The organism is Streptomyces liliifuscus (assembly GCF_016598615.1).
GTDB lineage: Bacteria > Actinomycetota > Actinomycetes > Streptomycetales > Streptomycetaceae > Streptomyces > Streptomyces liliifuscus.
Map to the genome: position 1 here is coordinate 6,645,934 of NZ_CP066831.1, position 17,579 is coordinate 6,663,512.

Below are 17,579 nucleotides of genomic sequence, written 5' to 3' on the forward strand. Positions count from 1 at the left end.
GTACCGGCAAGCGCCGGTACGGCCCTTCTCGTTGTCCTAGACTCACCGGCATGTCAGGCCGTGACCTGTTCTGTCAGCCCCGCCGTTTCGGCCGCGGGGCGGCCCTGACGTTGGTCTTCGCGAGCGTTCTCGCGGCGGGCGCCGCGACCGGCTCGTTCGACACCCCGGGCCGCAAGAACGCCTCCCCGTCCGCGAAGTCGGCCCCGGCGGGCCACCAGGAGGACGTCGCCGACGCCGCCGCCGAGGCGATGGCCGACGGCAAGTCCCCGGTCGAGGCCGCCGAGCGGGCCGTCAGCCGCAGCGGCGACCGCTGGGGCGCCGTCTACTCCCAGGGCGAGTACGAGGAGTTCGAGGAAGCCCTCGACGGCCAGTACACCGGCGTCGGCCTGTGGGCCCGGCGCGAGCGCGACGGACGTATCGAGGTGACCCGCGTGCAGTCCGGCTCGCCCGCGCAGGCCGCCGGGATCCGCCAGGGCGACCGGCTGCGCAGCATCGACGGCCACCGGGTCGACGGCAGGCCCGTCACGGAGGTGGTCTCATTACTGAGGGGCGACGCCACCGACGCGAGCGCCGGAACGACCGTCGCTCTCGGCCTTGAGCGCGGCACGCGCACATGGCGCGAGACCCTGCGCCGGGCCCGCCTGTCCACCGACTCCGTGACGGTCCGCGAACTGCCCGGCGGCGTCACCGTGATCAAGGTCGCCGCCTTCACCAAGGGTTCCGGAGACCTCGTACGGACCGCCGTGGCCGACGCCCCCACGGGCACCGGGGTCGTCCTGGACCTGCGCGGCAACTCCGGCGGCCTGGTCACCGAGGCCGTCACCGCCGCCTCCGCCTTCCTCGACGGCGGCCTCGTCGCCACGTACGACGTGAACGGCGACCAGCGTGCCCTGCACGCCGATCCCGGCGGTGACACCACCAGACCCCTGGTCGCGCTCGTCGACGGCGGCACGATGAGCGCGGCCGAGCTCCTCACGGGGGGCCTGCAGGACCGCGGCCGGGCGGTCGTCGTGGGCTCCAGGACCTTCGGCAAGGGCTCGGTCCAGATGCCGAGCCGGCTGCCCGACGGCTCCGTCGCCGAGCTGACCGTCGGGCACTACCGCACCCCCTCCGGCCGCGGCGTCGACGGCCGCGGCATCACTCCCGACCTGGAGGCCGAGGAGAGCGCGCTGGAGCGGGCCGAGACCGTACTGAGCGGGCTCGGCGACCCCTCGTAGCCGACCGGACCCGGCATTCCGGGCCGACGGTCCGCGTCTCCCGTAATCGGCTTTCCCTCGTGGGCCCCTCTAGTGCGAAAATGGCCAGCACTATGAGCAAGGGCATGTACGTACCGAAAGAATCCCAGCCGAAGCAGGGAGGGGGCACCTCCGGCAAGGTCAAGGACGGCAAGCGCAAGATCGTCGCGCAGAACAAGAAGGCGCGGCACGACTACGCCATCATCGACACCTACGAGGCCGGGCTCGTCCTCACCGGCACGGAGGTGAAGTCCCTGCGCCAGGGCCGGGCCTCGCTGACCGATGGCTTCGTCCAGATCGACGGGAACGAGGCGTGGCTGCACAACGCCCACATCCCGGAGTACAGCCAGGGCACGTGGACCAACCACACCGTGCGCCGCAAGCGGAAGCTGCTCCTGCACCGCGAGGAGATCGACAAGCTGGCGTCGAAGTCCGAGGAGACGGGTCACACGATCGTGCCCCTCGCCCTCTACTTCAAGGACGGCCGCGCGAAGGCCGAGATCGCGCTCGCCCGGGGCAAGAAGGAGTACGACAAGCGGCAGACCCTCCGCGAGAAGCAGGACCGGCGGGAGTCGGACCGGGCCATCGCGGCGGCCAAGAGGAAGCAGCGGGGCGAGTAGCGGCCGGTGGGCGCCGGGCCGCCGGGCCGCCGTGCCGCCGTGCCGCAGGGAATACGGTGGCATGGGTGCGCGTTGGTCACGTACGATGGCACTGCACCTCATAGCGGGTGCGCACCTCTTCGCTTGGAGAAGTTCCGAAGAGGCTTGAAAAATCAACATGGGGATGATCGGTTTCGACAGCGGCTGTTGAAGCAGGGGAAGCGTGTCGAGGAAGCGGCAATGATCTCGTTAACCATATGTCGCAACCAATAATCGCCAATTCCAAGAGCGATTCCCAGTCCTTCGCCCTCGCTGCCTAATAACAGCGACTGAAGGACCCTAAAAGGGTGTCAGCCCGGGGGTGTTCCCGACCCGGACCCTGGCATAATCTAGGGAACTAAACCATCGAGCCCGGTCACGGGGTTCGATGGGAAATCAAACAGTGACTGGGCCCGTCGGCGACTTGTTCGCGTGATCACCGGGGCCGAGAAAATCGCAGCGAACTGCACACGGAGAAGCCCTGATTCTGCACCGGTGGACGCGGGTTCGATTCCCGCCATCTCCACTCATCCCATGTTAAACAAAGGCCCCGCTGCCCAGGCAGCGGGGCCTTTGTCGTGCCTGGACCCTTGTCATGAGCCGCGGGGCACACGGCGCGCGGCTCCGCCGTGGGGTTCGGCTGATTGCCTCCGGAGGCCTACTGTCCACGGGGCGCGTCGTCCGGGATGCTCCTGTGGCATGAGCAGACCCGTGAGTAGAACCGCGAAGAGTTCTGGGGAGCGCGTCGACTCCCGAATGAAACGGTGGATCTGGCCCGTCGTGATCGGGCTCGCGGCGGCCGCGCTCGGTTCGGGTTCGCCGGCCGGTGCGGACGCCGACCGGAGCGGACTGCCGGAGGCCATCGACACCATCCTCGGGGACAGCCGGATGGAGGGCGGGGCGGCGAGTGTCGTGGTCGCCGATGCCACGAGCGGCGACGTGCTGTACCAGCACCGGCCGACCGAGCGGCTGATGCCCGCCTCCAACACCAAACTGCCCACCTCGGCCGCGGCGATGGAGATCCTCGGCCCCGACCACAGGTTCACGACGGACGTCCTGACGAACGGCAGACGGCAGGGCTCCGTCCTGCGCGGCGATCTGTATCTGCGCGGCAGCGGTGACCCGACCGCACTCGCCAAGGACTACGACAAACTGGCCGCCGACCTCGCCACGTCGGGTGTCACCCGTGTCGACGGGCGGCTCCTCGCCGACGACACCCGCTTCGACAGCGCCCGGCTCGGCCGCTCCTGGGCCGCCGACGACGAGTCCGCGTACTACTCCGCGCAGATCAGCGCGCTGAGTGTCGCCCCCGACACCGACTACGACACCGGGACCGTGATCGTGGAGGTCGCGCCGGGCGCGGAGGCCGGGGACGAGCCGACGGTCACCGTCACACCGAAGACGGACTACGTCGACCTGGACGTCCGGGCCACCACCGTCGCCGCGGGAGGCTCGAACGACCTCACCGTCGAGCGGGAGCACGGCACCAACACCATCGTGGTCGGCGGTACGACGCCCGTGGGCGGCTCCGGCGCCACGGAGTGGGTGAGCGTGTGGGAGCCCACCGGGTACGCGGTCGCCGTCTTCCGGGACGCGCTCGCCGCACACGGGGTGAAGGTGACCGGGCCGACACGGCTCGGGCGCGCCACGCCCGCGGGGGCACGGCAGCTCGCCTCGCACGCCTCGATGCCGCTCAAGGACCTGCTGATCCCCTTCATGAAGCTGTCCAACAACATGCACGCCGAGATCCTCACCAAGGCCATGGGCCTGAAGGTCTCGGGGGAGGGGAGCTGGAGCGCCGGGCTCGCCGCCGTCAGCGGTTACGCGAAGGGCGTCGGCGTCGAAACGGGCAAGCTGCGGCAGGTCGACGGCTCGGGGCTGTCCCGGATGAACAACTTCACCGCAGGCCAGTTCGCCAAGCTGCTGCTCGCGGTGCGGGCCGAACCCTGGTACGCCGACTGGTACAAGTCCCTGCCGGTCGCCTGCGGCCCCGACCGGTTCGTGGGCGGCACACTGCGGACCAGGATGTGCGGGACGCCCGCGGCGCTCAACGCCCGTGCCAAGACAGGCTCGTTGACCGGGGCGTCCGGCCTCTCCGGGTACGTGACGGACGCGGGCGGACGTGAACTCGTCTACAGCATCGTGCTCAACAACTACCTCGCCTCCTCCGTGAAGCCGCTGGAGGACGCGATCGTGGTGACACTGGCGCGGTCCACGGCGGACGCGGCCGCACTGGTGAAGCCGGGCAGCGCGCGGGCGGCCGAGCGGAACGGGGACCTGGAGTGCTCGTGGCGCAAGCCGGTGAAGTGCTGAGCGAGTGCTGAAGGAGTGAGGTGCGGTCCAGGGCGTCTCGTCGACGCCCTGGACCCCACAGGGCCCGGGCGGTCAGGGCCGCGGCATCGTGCTCGCGCGTACCGTCAGCCGGGGCGACAGCAGCGTGGCCTCCGGTACGGCCGTGGCGCCGCCGAGCTTCCTCATCAGCAGTTCCACCGCCCCCGTGCCCACCTCGGCGGTCGGTATGGCGATCGAGGTGACGGGGACGCGGGTCTGCTCGGCCACCTCGTCCGGGCAGATCGCCGTGACCGACAGATCCCCCGGGACCCGTAACCCGAGTGCCTCGAACGCGTCGATCAGTGGCTCCAGGACCGGCTCGTTGTGCACCACGACACCCGTCAACGCGGGCCGCTCCCGCAGGAGTTGCTCGGCGACCCGCCGGGCCGCCGCGGGTGCCGCCTCGCACGGGTGCACCGAGGAGGCGATGCCGTTGCGGTCGGCCGCGGCGGTGAAGCCCTGGACCACCCGCTGGGCGAACCCGGTCTCCCGTACGTACACCTCGGGCGGTGAGCCCACCAGGCCGATCACCCGGTGTCCGAGGCCCGCGAGATGCTCGACGCACAGCTCGCCCGCCGCCCTGAAGTCCAGGTCGATGCAGGTCAGCCCGGCGGGCTCGGCGGGGAAGCCGATGAGGACCGACGGGCGGTCCAGGGCGCGCAGCAACGGCAGGCGCCGGTCGTGGAGTTGGATGTCCATCACGATCAGCGCGTCCACGAGGGCGGTGTCCGCGACCCGTCGCAGCCCGTCCTCGCCCTCCTCCTGCGTGAGCAGCAGCACGTCGTGGTCGTGCCGGCGCGCGGCGGTCACGACGGACACCGCGAACTGCATCACCACCGGCACATGGATTCCGGTCCGCAGTGGCACCACCAGTGCCAGCACGTTCGACCGGCTGCTGGCGAGGGCCCGGGCGCCCGCGTGCGGCCGGTAGCCCAGCTCGCGGATGCTGTCCTCGATGCGCTGCCGGGTCTCCTCGGAGATCGGGCGCTTGCCGCTCAGCGCGTACGAGACGGTGCTGGGGGACACCCCGGCGTGCCGTGCCACGTCGGTGATCTTCACCATGCTCAGCCCCGCTCCTGCTCGGGTCCCGGCTCAAGGGACTCGGGGTCCGACTTCGGGTCCGACTCGGGGCCCAGTTCGAGGGAGAGGAACCCGGTCCCGGCCTTCGCCCGCGCCACCCGTTCCCCGGCCGCAAGCGCCCAGGGCGCCGACGGGTCGCTCGACGAGGCACGCAGTGTGTCACCTTCGCGTACGACGGTGAAGGTCACGCCGTCCACGGGCACCGTGACCTGCGCGCCGCGGTCGAGCCCGTACGCGTGCAGGGTCACCCCGTCCGCGTGCGGATAGTCCGGCCGGTCGTCGACGGCTCCCACCGGGATCACCGCGCCCGGCCTGACGAGGAGCGGCACGCTGGAGAAGCCGTGCCTCTCGCGCACCCAGCGGGGCCCGGTCACCGGCCGGCCGGTCAGGAAGTGGGTCCAGGTGCCCTCGGGCACGTAGTACGACACCTCGCCCTCGTCGGAGAACACCGGCGCGACCAGCAGGTCCGGACCGAGCATGTACTGCCGTTCCAGATGCGCGCACCCGGGGTCGTCCGGGAACTCCAGGAGCATCGCGCGCATCATCGGGACGCCCTCGGTGTGCGCGGTGCGGGCGGCCTCGTACAGATACGGCATGAGGCGCAGCTTCAGCCGGGTGAACAGGCGCAGGACGTCCACGGCCTCCTCGTCGAAGAGCCAGGGCACCCGGTAGGAGGAGCTGCCGTGCAGGCGGCTGTGCGAGGAGAGCAGGCCGAAGGCGAGCCAGCGCTTGAAGAGGGCGGGTGTCGGGGTGCCCTCGAAGCCGCCGATGTCGTGGCTCCAGTAGCCGAACCCGGAGAGGCCGAGCGACAGGCCGCCGCGCAGCGACTCGGCCATCGACTCGTAGGTCGCCTCGCAGTCGCCGCCCCAGTGCACGGGGAACTTCTGGCTGCCGGCGGTCGCCGAGCGCGCGAAAACGACGGCCTCGCCCTCGCCGCGGTGCTTGCGCAGCACGTCGAAGACGGTCCGGTTGTAGAGGTAGGTGTAGTAGTTGTGCATCCGCTCGGGGTCGCCGCCGTCCGCGTACGCCACGTCGAGCGGGACCCGCTCCCCGAAGTCGGTCTTGAAGCAGTCGACGCCCTGCGCGAGCAGCGCCTCCAGCTTCGACGCGTACCAGTCGCGGGCGGCCTCACTCGTGAAGTCGACCAGTGCCATGCCGGGTTGCCACAGGTCCCACTGCCAGACGCTGCCGTCGGGCCGCTTCAGCAGGTGTCCGAGGGCCTTGCCCTCCGCGAACAGCGGGGAGCGCTGCGCGATGTACGGGTTGATCCAGACGCTGATGTGCAGCCCGCGCTCCTTGAGGCGGGCCAGCATCCCCTCCGGGTCGGGGAAGACCCGGGGATCCCACTCGAAGTCGCACCAGTTGAACTCCCGCATCCAGAAACAGTCGAAGTGGAAGACGGAGAGCGGGAGTTCACGCTCCTTCATGCCGTCGATGAAGGAGGTCACGGTCGTCTCGTCGTACGACGTGGTGAAGGACGTCGACAGCCACAGCCCGAACGACCAGGCGGGCGGCAGCGCCGGACGGCCGGTGAGGGCCGTGTACTTGCGGAGGATGTCCTTCGGCGTCGGACCGTAGATGACGTAGTACGTCAACTGCTGTGTCTCGGCGCTGAACTGCACCCGGGACACCGCCTCCGAGCCGACCTCGAACGACACCCGGCCCGGATGGTCGACGAACACGCCGTAGCCGGCGTCCGTCAGATAGAACGGCACGTTCTTGTACGCCTGTTCCGTGGCCGTGCCCCCGTCGGCGTTCCACATGTCGACGACCTGGCCGTTCTTGACCAGCGGCCCGAAGCGTTCGCCGAGTCCGTAGACCTGGGTCCCCACACCGAGGTTGAGCTGCTCGCGCAGATAGTGGCCGCCCGTGCCCGCGTCCCGCATGATGCCCATGCCCTTGGCGCCGCTGGTGGTCAGGGTGCGGCCGTCCGCGAGGAAGTCGACGTGCCAGGGGCCGGTGCGGCTCACCCGTACGGACAGGGCGCCCGCGGTGAGGGTCGCGGACTCCTCGTCGTACTCGGCGTGCGCCGCGAACTCCTCCCTCCCCAGTTCGAATCGGGGCCCGCGCGGCTCCTCGCCCTCGAAGTGCGTGAACGTGACGCCGATGACGTCCGGCATCGGCGCGTGTGCGCTGATCGTCACGACCGGTCCCTTCAGCAGGTCGCCGCGGTGGCGGATGGGCTGGGTCGGCGCGTGGATCGCCAACACGCCCTGCCCGGCGGTCACATCGAGGACCTCGACCGGATGGGCCGCGCTCACGCCCTCGCGCAGCATCCAGTAGCCGTCGGTGAACTTCACACGCACACCCCTTACTTGACCGCGCCCACGGCGATGCCGCGGGTGAGCGTCCGCTGGAAGACCAGGAAGAAGACGAGGGCGGGCAGGACACCCAGGAGCGCGGCCGCGTTCGTCATCGTGGCGTCCATCAGGCGCTGGCCCTGGAGGACACCGAGCGCCACCGACACGGTCTGGTTGTCGTTGGAGATCAGCATGACCAGGGGAAGCAGGAACTCGTTCCAGGTCCAGATGAAGAAGAAGACCAGGAGCACGCCGATGGTGGGCCGGCTGACGGGCACCACGATCCGCCACAGCACCTGCCACTTGTTCGCCCCGTCGATCCGGGCGGCCTCGATGATCTCGCGCGGGAACTGTCCGAGGACGGAGGCGAGGAGATACGTGCCGAAGGCGGCCTGGATCACGACGAAGACGATGATCACGCTCAGCCTGGTGTCGTACAGGCCCGCTTCCTTGCTCAGGTAGTAGACCGGGTAGACCAGCGCCTCCTGCGGCAGCATGTTCGCCAGCACGAAGAAGGCGAGCACCCAGGTGCGGCCCTTGATGCGGCCGATGCCGATCGCGTACGCGTTGAGGACCGACAGGACGACGGCGCCCAGGGCCACAGACCCGCTGATGAGCACCGAGTTGACCAGCTTCTGCCCGAAGTCGACGCGCTGCCAGAAGTCCTTCAGACCGTCGAGGTAGACGCCCTCGGGAAGGCTGAGCGGGCCGTTCGCCGAGTACTCGGCGGGCGACTTCACCGCGTTGACGGCGACGATCAGGAAGGGCAGGACCATGAAGAGGGCCCCGATGAACAGGGCGACGAGCACCGGATAGCGGCGGGCGGCGGTCATACTCGGAGCCCTTCCTCGGCGTCTTCGGCCCGGGTCTGGAGCTTCAGTCCCACGAGGGCGAGGACGAGGATGATCACGGTCAGGACGGTGGAGATCGCCGCCCCGTAGCCCACCTGCGTCTTCTCGAAGAACGTGGTGAAGGAGAAGTAGGAGGGCACGTTCGTCGCCCCGCCGGGCCCGCCCTTCGTGAGGACGTACACCGCCCCGAAGACCTTGAGCGCGGCGATCGTGCACCACAGGAGTACGACGTGGATCTCGGGCCTGATCTGCGGCAGCGTGATGTGCCAGAACCGCCGCCACCAGCCGGCGCCGTCCAGCTCGGCGGCCTCGTACAGCTGGGGATCGACGCGTTGCAGGCCCGCCATGAAGACCACGAGCGGGAAGCCGATCTGCACCCAGACCATCACGCCCATGACGGTGTAGAGGGCGAGGTCGGGGTCGCCGAGCCAGTCCTGCTGGAGGCCGCCGAGCCCGACGGCCTTCAGGAGCTCGTTCAGCGAGCCGTTCTCCGGCGCGAGGATCCAGCTCCACACGATGCCCGCGACCGCGATCGGCAGGACCTGCGGCAGATAGAAGCAGGCCCGCAGCACGGCGACCGTCCTGCTGCCGAAGTGCTTGCCGACGAAGTCGAAGAGGGCGGCGGCCAGCACGAGTCCCACGACGGTCGGCACGGCCGCCATCGCCACGACCATGAACAGGCTGTGCCGGAAGGACGCCCAGAACTCCGAGTCGTCCATCAGCTCCCGGTAGTTGGCGAGCCCGGTCCACTTCGGCGTACCCACGCCCTGCCACTCGGTGAAGCTCACGCCCGTGTTCATCAGGAACGGCACGACGATGATCACGAAGAAGGCGAGCGCTCCGGGGAGCAGGAACAGCGCGTACGAGTCGCGGGGGCGGTGCGGTCCCTTCGCCCGGTGATGCGCTTCGACAGCATCACCGCCCCGACTGCCCCGTCCGCTCCGACTGCCCCGGCCGCCCCGTTCGACGGTGACCGTCATGGGGCCTGTACGCCCTTCTCGTACGCCGATTCCACCGCGTCCAGGTAGGCGTCCGGTTTCGCGCTTCCCGTCATCAGCTTCTGGGTCTCGGAGACGAGCACGTCGTAGAAGCCGGCGACCGGCCAGTCGGGGTAGAAGGCCAGCCCGTCCCGCTCGGCGAGGGTGTTGAAGTTGGCGATCAGCCCCTTGGAGCGCGGGTCCGTGATGGCGGCGGGGTCGGCGGCCACCGGGACTCCGCCGTTGTTGCCGAGCAGGTTCTGGATCTTCTTCGACATGGTGATGTCGATGAAGTCGTACGCCAGGTCCTTGTTCTTGGCGCCCTTGGGGACCACCCAGAGGTTGCCGCCCGAGCCGAGGGTCATGTTCGACTCCGGCCACAGGAAGGTGCCCCAGTCGACCTTGCTCTCCGCGACGAACCGGCCGTACCACCAGCTGCCGGAGAACAGGATCGGGCTCTTGCCCTGGATGAAGGAGACCCCGGCGTCCTCCGCCTTCGTACCGGTGGACTTCTCGCTGATGTACCCCTTCTTCACCCAGTCCGCGAAGGTCTCGGCGCCGTACGTCCAGGCGGCGTCGTGGAAGTCGGGCTCGCCCTTGTAGAGCTCGTACGAGTCCACCCAGGCGCGATCGGCCTTCGACAGGGCCAGCTGGTAGAGGTACTGGTGGGCGATGTACTCGGCGCCCGCGTTGGCGAGCGGGGTGATGCCCTCGTCGACGAACCTGTCCATGGCGGCGGTCAGTTCGTCGAACGTCTTCGGCTCGGCCAGCCCGTACTTCTTGAAGAGGTCCTTGTTGTAGAACACCATCGTGTACTCGGCGTAGTTGGGGATTCCGTACCACTTCCCGGAACCCATCACGCCCTTGGCGTCGTACTGGCTGGTGGTCCGCACACCGGCGCTGAGCTTCTTGTCCCAGCCGCGGTTCGCCGCCTCCGCGGACAGGTCGGTGAGCAGCCCCTGTCGGGAGAGGTGCCCGGCCGTCGCGTTGCCCTTGTTGTACTCCATGAGGTCGGGCGCGTCATTGGAGTTGAGGACCATCGGGGCCGTCTTCTGGATCTGTTCGAAGCCCTTCTCCTCGAACTTCACCTCGACGCCCGGGTGGGTCTTCTCGAACTCCTTGATGGCCTCCGTCCAGGCCACGCCCATCGCGCTGTTGGGTGCCTCGTAGTGCCACAGCTTCAACGTCTTCCCGTCGGAGGACTCGCTGCCCGAGTCGCCGCCGCAGGAGGCCAGCAGCAGGGTGGTGCTCACCACCGCCGCGGCCACGGCCATCACACGCCTTCGTGCCGTCAACATCCAGTGCCTCCGGGGGAGTCGGATGGGTATCGGGACATCACGCAGCGTTCATCGAATCGTTTCGATGCGCGACGTCGAAGCGCTTCGACGGGGGAACGTATGTGGGGGCTGTGGGCGCGTCAATGGGGTGCGCGCGAATTGGGGCGGGTGTTCGGCGGGTCGGACGGGTGGGGTGTCGTCAGGGTTGGGCTTCGGCCTGGGCTTGGGCCTCGGCTTGGGCTTGGACTTGGACTTGGGGTGAGGCTTGGGGCTGGGGCTGGGCTTGGGCTTGGGGTGAGGCCTGAGCGTGGGCGTGGGCGTGGGCCGGGGCCGGGCGGCCCGTCGTTGCCGTGACCGAGATCAGGAGGGCGGTCGCCGCCGCTGCGACCGGTACTCCGTAGCCCGCGGTCGTCGACACGTGTTCCACGGCCCATCCGCCGGCCGCCGCCCCGCAGGCGATCCCGCCCAGCAGTCCCGTCACCGCCAGGGTCATCCCCTCGTTCAACCGGCCCTCGGGCGTGCGGTGCTGGACCAGGGTCATGCCCGTGACCATCGCGGGGGCGGTCGCCATCCCCGCCAACAGCAGCGCCCCGGCGAGCACCACGAGGGAACCCGTGAGGGAGGCGGCCAGCAGCGGCAGCCACATCAGGAGGGCCATCGCGGCGAGGGTCCACGGATGCCGCCGCTCGGCCGGGCCCGTTGCCCTCAGGGCCCCGTAGAGGAGCCCGGCGGCGCACGATCCGGCGGCCTGTAGCCCGAGGACGATCCCGGCCGCCGCCCGGTGCCCCTGCGCGTCGGCGAACGCGATCGTCACCACCTCCATCGAGCCGAACACCGCACCCGTGGCGAGGAATCCCACCAGCAGCGGCGGCATCCCGGGCGCCCGGACCGGCGACCGCGTCGCTGTGCTCGTACGGCCCCGGGCGGGCGGTTCCGTCGAGCGCTGGGCGGCGAAGGTGAGCACGCCGGTCAGCAGCAGGACGACCCCGACGAGGGTGCCGGCCTCCGGGAACAGCGCCCCGCACAGGGACGCGGCCAGTACCGGCCCGAGCATGAAACACAGCTCGTCGGCGGCCTGCTCGAAGGAGTTCGCGGTGTGGAGGCGTACCGGATCGCCCTTCAGCAGATACGCCCAGCGTGCCCGGGACATACCGCCGGTGTTGGGTGTGGTGGCCGTGGCGGCGTACGCGGCGAACAGCGTCCAGTCGGGTGCCCCGTACCGGACGCAGAGCATCAGCGCGAGCGAGCCGAGCGCGGCGATCGCCGTCGCGGGCACGGCGATCCGCGCCTGTCCGTGCCGGTCGACCAGCCGTGCCGTCCAGGGTGCCACGACCGCCGTCGCAGCCAGCCCGGTCGCCGTGACGGCACCGGCGAGCGCGTACGAGCCCCGCGCCCCCGCGATCATGATCACCGCGCTCACGCTGAACATGCCCATGGGGAGCCGGGCGATCAGATTCCCGAGGGTGAAGGCCCGGGTGCCGGGGATGGTGAAGAGGCGGCGGTACGGGTTGGTTCCGCGCCGAGGCCGCCCTTCCGGGCGGGAGGCCCGCCGCCGCGGTCCGAAATCGGCCACCACCAGGCTGTCGGCGGTGACGGCGGGGACGGTCGTACGTGCGTCGGGGTGGGGGCGGGACCGGGGTCGGGGGTACGGCCGAGGGGGCTGCTGGAGGGGTGGTCGGGGTGGTCGGGGCATGGATCAACGTTCGCCCGGCCCGTCGGCGGGGGTCCAACACTTACTCCGTACCGATTCACGCACCCGCGTTGTAGGTTCGCCGGATGCCCGCCCACCTCGACCCCCGCCTGCTGCGCGCCTTCCTCGCCGTCGCCGAGGACCTGCACTTCACTCGCGCGGCCGCCCGGCTGTACGTCGCCCAGCAGGCCCTCAGCCGTGACATCCGGCGGCTGGAGCGGGAGTTGGGCGCCACCCTCTTCGTACGCACCACCCGGCAGGTGACGCTCACCCTCGACGGCGAGCGGCTGCTGCCCCACGCGCGGCGGGCGCTGGAGGCGCAGGACGAGCTGCTGGCCGCCTTCGGGCGGCCGGACGCCGAGCGGCCCCTGCTCGTGGACGTGAACAGCCCCGGGCTGGTCTCCGGGCGCGTGCTGGCCCTGGCCCGTGAACTCGCCCCCGACTGCGAGCTGATGACCCGCTTCGAGAGCGGCCTCACCGGCGCCGCCGCCGAGCTGCTCGCGGGGCGGCTCGACGCGTCCTTCGGGCGGTTCGCGGGCCTGGACCCGGCGGTCCGCGCCCGCCTGGAACAGCAGCCCGTGCGGTACGAACCCATGGCCGTCGTGCTGCCGGAGGACCACCGACTGGCCGAAATGGATGCCATACCACTCGACGCGCTGGCGGGCGAACAGGTGTACGCGGGAGCCGGGAATCCCCGGACGCTGGAGTGGACCGACCTCGCCCGTCAGCTTTTCGAGGGACGCGGGATCGAGGTCGCGGCGCCGGCGCCACTCGCCGTCGGCACGGAGGAGTTCCAAAGGATCATGGCCAAGAAACGAAACCCCGTCCTGGCCGTGATGGATTTTCCGGCCATGCCCAAATCCGTCCTCCGGCCCCTGGTCGACCCGGTTCCGCTGTCACCGGTGTCGCTGGTGTGGCGGAAGGGACTGGTGCATCGTGGAGTGGAGGCGTTGCGCACTGCGGCGGCTCGGCTTGCGGGGGCGGAAGGGTGGCTGGAGCGTCCATCGGAGGGTTGGATTCCGGCCACAGATGCACTCATCATGATGAGCCGGGCCTGACACAGAACCCTCACTGTTGCTTACGTGCGCTACATTCATGGGCCGGGTGCAGTGTGATAAAGGGGGCGCTCGGGCCGGATGGGGGTCCGGTCCGGACGACGAGTACGAGTGCCCGGGTCGTACATGCACCCCTGTGAACCAGTCCCGTGGGGGGATGTGCGTGCGCGTGGAAAGTTGGCGGGAAGACGCCCAACCGGGTCGGAGCGATTCCGATCATCCGGGTGAGGGTGGAGCCGATCCGTCGGCCCGTCGTAAGGACGCCCTGTCGTTCCGTGGTGAGGCCGGTCAGGCGGCCCCTCGGGAGACCGATCAGCCGTTTCGCGGCGACTCCGATGGCGATGGGTTCGACGGCAGAGCCTCCGGCGGCAGAGCCTTCGGCCGTGGGGACTTCGGCCGTGGGGATTCCGGCCGTGGGGATTCCGGCCGTGGTGACTCCGCCCGTGGTGATTCCGGGCGGTGGGATTCCGATCGGCGCGACATCGACGGGCGTGACATCCAGGGGCGTGACGCCGACCGGCGTGACACCGACCGGCGTGACGCCGATGAGCGTGGGACCGACGTGTGGTTCCGCCGTGCTGCGGCGCCGTCGGTGCCGCGGCAGAGAGACGACGAGCCGAACGACCACGAGCCGAACGACAGCGACTACGAGCCGAACGACGACGGGCGGAACAACGACGTGCTGAGCGACGACCGGCGCGGTGACAGCCTGCGTGGTGATGGCCTGCGTGGTCAGGCCCTGCGTGGTGACGGCCCGTGGAGCGACGGCGAGTATCGGAAGTACGGCGAGCGCGGTGAACACGGTGCACGCGGTGAGCGCGGCGAGCGCGGGGAACAGAGAGACGGTGACTCGGGCGTGAGCCTGTCGCAGCCCGGCAGGTCCGGAGGGTCCGCCGGGCCGGTCGGGCCCGTGGTGTCCACCGAGCCCGCCGTGTCCACCGAGACCGTCATATCCACAGGGTCGGCCGGATCCACAGGGTCGGCCGGATTCACTGGGTCGGCGGGATCCGTCGGGTCCGCCGGGTCCCCCGGGTCCCCCGGATCCGTATGGGACGACGCCGATTCCGACGCCGCCCAGGACTCCTGGCAGGAGTCCGAGCACCCCGAGCACACCCACGACCCGCACGAGGTCACGGTCCAGCTCGACGGTGTGGGGCGGCAGTTGGAGGACTGGCTCGTCCAGCAGGCCAAGGGTGCCCCCAGCACCAAGGAGGCCTCGGACGGCCCGGTGTTCGTCGACGAGACGGGCCGCCGCAGCCGCAGGTACCGCAGGATCGGCATGGCTGTCGGCATGGCCTGCGCGGTCTACGCGGTGGTCATCCTCGCCACGCTCATGTCGGGCAACTCCAGCGCGCCCTGGCTCCCGGAACTGGGCCAGGAGCAGGAGGACAAGCCCGCCGGAAAGGTCGAGATCCCGCCGCTGCCCGCCGACTCCGCGGACCCGTCCGGCTCGGTGGTCCCCTCGCCAGGCGTGACGCCGTCGGCGGGTGGCACGGTGAGCGACGCGCCGGGCGCCGGCACCTCGACGGGCCCGTCGGCCAGCCCCACGGGCACGGGGAAGAGCGCCGATCCGAAGCCGTCGGCCACCAACACGAAGCCCGCCTCACCGAAGCCGACGAACACCGCGCCGTCGAACACACCCCCGGTCACGCCCGACCCCGAGCCGAGCGTCACCGAGAGCAGCGACCCCTCGGATCCGCCGGCCGACACCGACACGGTCGCCGGTGACCCGCTCACGCCCGGGCCGGTCGTCTCGCCGGACCCGAGCGCCGCCCCAACCGCACAGTCCCCGGAGAACACCCTCTGATGGCACCCCGCACCAGCCGCCGCGGTGCAGAGCGGGGCGCCGTCCGGCGTCGACGCCTGCCCATGCGCTATCTACTGCCCTCGCTCATCCTCGTCGCCCTGATGGCGATGCTGATGCTGCGCGGCTTCGTCCACAGCGAGATCCTCGCCGACCACCGCGTCCAGTCGCCGGCCGCGTCCGACCGGGTCCCCAAGGAGATCCTGGAGGGCGGCCCGGTGATCGACACCCGCAACGGCCGCGCGGACAGTGTGAACATCCCGGACCGCAAGCTGGTTCTGACCTTCGACGACGGCCCGGACCCCGAGTGGACGCCCAAGGTGCTCGACGTGCTCAAGAGGCACGACGCGCACGCCGTCTTCTTCATCACCGGCACCATGGCCTCGCGCCACCCGGACCTCGTTCAGCGCATGGTCGACGAGGGCCACGAGATCGGCCTGCACACCTTCAACCACCCGGACCTCTCGCTCCAGTCCAAGAGCCGGGTCGACTGGGAGCTGTCCCAGAACCAGCTCGCGCTGGCGGGCGCGGCCGGCATCCGGACCTCTCTCTTCCGGCCGCCGTACTCGTCGTTCGCGGGCGAGATGGACAACAAGTCGTGGCCGGTGACCGAGTACATCGGCAGCCGTGGCTACATCACGATCGTCAACAACACCGACAGCGAGGACTGGCGCAGGCCGGGCGTCGAGAAGATCATCAGCAACGCCACGCCCAAGGGCGGCAAGGGCGCCGTCGTGCTGATGCACGACTCCGGCGGCGACCGCTCGCAGACCGTGGCCGCGCTCGACCGGTTCATCTCCGGACTCCAGGACGACGGCTACCGCTTCGACACGCTCACCGCCGCCCTGAAGGTGCCCAGCGCGCACACCGAGGTCGCCGGCCTCGACCTGTGGAAGGGCAAGGCGTGGGTCGTGGCGGTCCAGGCCTCCGAGAACACGACCTCCGTGCTGGTCGTCGGCCTCGCCATCATCGGTGCCCTCGTCCTCGCCCGCTTCGGGCTGATGCTGCTGCTCTCCGTCCTGCACGCGCGCAAGGTCCGCCGCCGCGGCTTCAGTTGGGGGCGGCCGATCACCGAGCCGGTCTCCGTCCTGGTGCCCGCCTACAACGAGGCGAAGTGCATCGAGCAGACGGTCCACTCGCTCGTGGCGAGCGATCACCCCATCGAGGTGATCGTCATCGACGACGGGTCGAGCGACGGCACCGCGCGCATCGTCGAGAACCTGCGCCTGCCGAACGTACGCGTCGTGCGCCAGCTCAACGCGGGCAAGCCCGCCGCCCTCAACAGGGGTGTGGCGAACGCCCGTTACGACCTCATCGTGATGATGGACGGCGACACCGTCTTCGAACCGGCCACCGTCCGCGAACTGGTCCAGCCCTTCGGCGACCCGAGCGTCGGCGCCGTCGCGGGCAACGCGAAGGTCGGCAACCGCGACTCGCTGATCGGCGCCTGGCAGCACATCGAGTACGTGATGGGGTTCAACCTCGACCGCCGTATGTACGACATGCTCAACTGCATGCCGACCATCCCGGGCGCGGTCGGTGCCTTCCGGCGCTCCGCGCTCAAGCGCGTCGGTGGCATGAGCGACGACACGCTCGCCGAGGACACGGACATCACCATCGCGATGCACCGCGACGGCTGGCGGGTCGTGTACGCGGAGAACGCCCGCGCGTGGACCGAGGCACCGGAGTCCGTCCAGCAGCTGTGGTCGCAGCGCTACCGCTGGTCGTACGGCACGATGCAGGCGATCTGGAAGCACCGCAGGGCGGTCATCGAACGGGGCCCGTCGGGCCGCTTCGGCCGGGTCGGCATGCCCCTCGTCTCCCTCTTCATGATCCTTGCCCCGCTCCTGGCCCCGCTGATCGACGTATTCCTTCTCTACGGGCTCGTGTTCGGCCCCACCGAGCAGACGATCCTCGCCTGGTTCGGCGTCCTGGCGGTCCAGGCGATCTGCGCGGCGTACGCGTTCCGCCTCGACAAGGAACGCATGACCCACCTCCTGTCCCTCCCACTCCAACAGATCCTGTACCGCCAGCTCATGTACGTAGTGCTGCTCCAGTCCTGGATCACCGCCCTGACCGGCGGCCGACTGCGCTGGCAGAAGCTCCGGCGTACGGGCGCGGTCGGCCTTCCCGGCGCCGCGGGCCCGGGCGGCACCGCCGCGCAACAGCCGGAGATGGACCGGAGGCCGGTCGGATGAGCACGCCGCCCCCCGGGACTCCGTGGCCGGGGTCACCCGGCACTCCGGGCACTCCCGGCACTCCGTGGCCGGGCACGGACGCAGGAGCAGGCACAGGTACCGGAATCGGTACGGGTACGGGTACCGGAATCGGTACCGGCACA

Annotated in this window: 12 protein-coding genes and 1 other RNA gene; 7 read left to right on the top strand and 6 right to left on the bottom strand. The window is 70.2% G+C overall.

What is annotated here, in order from left to right; all coding sequences use genetic code 11:
• The first annotated feature begins 50 nt into the window (after positions 1 to 50).
• From JEQ17_RS28675 to dacB, 4 genes are all read left to right on the top strand, one after another.
• Complete coding sequence (locus JEQ17_RS28675; protein ID WP_200397854.1) at positions 51 to 1,217, top strand: S41 family peptidase; 1,167 nt, start codon at positions 51 to 53, stop codon at positions 1,215 to 1,217.
• Positions 1,218 to 1,321: 104 nt separating this feature from the next.
• The gene (gene smpB / locus JEQ17_RS28680) at positions 1,322 to 1,855 is read left to right on the top strand and encodes an SsrA-binding protein SmpB (RefSeq protein ID WP_186001021.1); all 534 of its coding nucleotides are present in this window, start codon (positions 1,322 to 1,324) and stop codon (positions 1,853 to 1,855) included.
• 159 nt (positions 1,856 to 2,014) lie between these two features.
• Positions 2,015 to 2,402: a transfer-messenger RNA gene (ssrA, locus tag JEQ17_RS28685) on the top strand.
• 227 nt (positions 2,403 to 2,629) lie between these two features.
• A complete protein-coding gene (gene dacB / locus JEQ17_RS28690; protein ID WP_200397855.1) occupies positions 2,630 to 4,186 on the top strand; it encodes a D-alanyl-D-alanine carboxypeptidase/D-alanyl-D-alanine endopeptidase in 1,557 nt (518 codons plus the stop codon).
• 72 nt (positions 4,187 to 4,258) lie between these two features.
• Here the strand turns inward: dacB and JEQ17_RS28695 are convergent, their stop codons facing one another.
• The 6 genes from JEQ17_RS28695 to JEQ17_RS28720 form a co-directional block, all read right to left on the bottom strand.
• Positions 4,259 to 5,266 (bottom strand): LacI family DNA-binding transcriptional regulator, encoded by a 1,008-nt coding sequence (locus JEQ17_RS28695; protein ID WP_200397856.1) that lies wholly within the window; start codon positions 5,264 to 5,266, stop codon positions 4,259 to 4,261.
• 2 nt (positions 5,267 to 5,268) lie between these two features.
• Positions 5,269 to 7,584, bottom strand: coding sequence for an alpha-xylosidase (gene yicI, locus JEQ17_RS28700; protein ID WP_200397857.1), 2,316 nt, complete (start codon positions 7,582 to 7,584; stop codon positions 5,269 to 5,271).
• A gap of 11 nt (positions 7,585 to 7,595) precedes the next feature.
• Complete coding sequence (locus JEQ17_RS28705) at positions 7,596 to 8,417, bottom strand: carbohydrate ABC transporter permease (RefSeq protein ID WP_200397858.1); 822 nt, start codon at positions 8,415 to 8,417, stop codon at positions 7,596 to 7,598.
• Positions 8,414 to 9,415, bottom strand: a complete 1,002-nt coding sequence (locus tag JEQ17_RS28710) for a carbohydrate ABC transporter permease (RefSeq protein WP_200397859.1) — start codon at positions 9,413 to 9,415, stop codon at positions 8,414 to 8,416. Before JEQ17_RS28710 ends, JEQ17_RS28705 begins: the two co-directional genes overlap by 4 nt.
• The gene (locus tag JEQ17_RS28715; protein WP_200397860.1) at positions 9,412 to 10,710 is read right to left on the bottom strand and encodes an ABC transporter substrate-binding protein; all 1,299 of its coding nucleotides are present in this window, start codon (positions 10,708 to 10,710) and stop codon (positions 9,412 to 9,414) included. Before JEQ17_RS28715 ends, JEQ17_RS28710 begins: the two co-directional genes overlap by 4 nt.
• Positions 10,711 to 10,888: 178 nt before the next feature.
• A complete protein-coding gene (locus tag JEQ17_RS28720) occupies positions 10,889 to 12,382 on the bottom strand; it encodes an MFS transporter (protein ID WP_234048400.1) in 1,494 nt (497 codons plus the stop codon).
• An 83-nt stretch (positions 12,383 to 12,465) separates the two neighbouring features.
• On the opposite strand from JEQ17_RS28720, the gene JEQ17_RS28725 reads away from it, so the two are divergent.
• From JEQ17_RS28725 to JEQ17_RS28735, 3 genes are all read left to right on the top strand, one after another.
• The gene (locus tag JEQ17_RS28725; RefSeq protein ID WP_200397861.1) at positions 12,466 to 13,437 is read left to right on the top strand and encodes a LysR family transcriptional regulator; all 972 of its coding nucleotides are present in this window, start codon (positions 12,466 to 12,468) and stop codon (positions 13,435 to 13,437) included.
• Between the two features lie 589 nt (positions 13,438 to 14,026).
• The gene (locus JEQ17_RS28730) at positions 14,027 to 15,241 is read left to right on the top strand and encodes a hypothetical protein (protein WP_200402121.1); all 1,215 of its coding nucleotides are present in this window, start codon (positions 14,027 to 14,029) and stop codon (positions 15,239 to 15,241) included.
• The gene (locus JEQ17_RS28735; RefSeq protein WP_200397862.1) at positions 15,241 to 17,436 is read left to right on the top strand and encodes a glycosyltransferase; all 2,196 of its coding nucleotides are present in this window, start codon (positions 15,241 to 15,243) and stop codon (positions 17,434 to 17,436) included. The genes JEQ17_RS28730 and JEQ17_RS28735 overlap by 1 nt, the downstream gene beginning before the upstream one ends.
• The last annotated feature ends 143 nt before the right edge of the window (positions 17,437 to 17,579 follow it).

Coding starts and splice junctions, on each gene's coding strand:
- JEQ17_RS28675 (WP_200397854.1), top strand. CDS start 51: ATGTCAGGCCGTGACCTGTTCTGTCAGCCCCGCCGTTTCGGCCGCGGG.
- smpB (WP_186001021.1), top strand. CDS start 1,322: ATGTACGTACCGAAAGAATCCCAGCCGAAGCAGGGAGGGGGCACCTCC.
- dacB (WP_200397855.1), top strand. CDS start 2,630: ATGAAACGGTGGATCTGGCCCGTCGTGATCGGGCTCGCGGCGGCCGCG.
- JEQ17_RS28695 (WP_200397856.1), bottom strand. CDS start 5,266: ATGGTGAAGATCACCGACGTGGCACGGCACGCCGGGGTGTCCCCCAGC.
- JEQ17_RS28705 (WP_200397858.1), bottom strand. CDS start 8,417: ATGACCGCCGCCCGCCGCTATCCGGTGCTCGTCGCCCTGTTCATCGGG.
- JEQ17_RS28710 (WP_200397859.1), bottom strand. CDS start 9,415: ATGACGGTCACCGTCGAACGGGGCGGCCGGGGCAGTCGGAGCGGACGG.
- JEQ17_RS28715 (WP_200397860.1), bottom strand. CDS start 10,710: ATGTTGACGGCACGAAGGCGTGTGATGGCCGTGGCCGCGGCGGTGGTG.
- JEQ17_RS28720 (WP_234048400.1), bottom strand. CDS start 12,382: ATGCCCCGACCACCCCGACCACCCCTCCAGCAGCCCCCTCGGCCGTAC.
- JEQ17_RS28725 (WP_200397861.1), top strand. CDS start 12,466: ATGCCCGCCCACCTCGACCCCCGCCTGCTGCGCGCCTTCCTCGCCGTC.
- JEQ17_RS28735 (WP_200397862.1), top strand. CDS start 15,241: ATGGCACCCCGCACCAGCCGCCGCGGTGCAGAGCGGGGCGCCGTCCGG.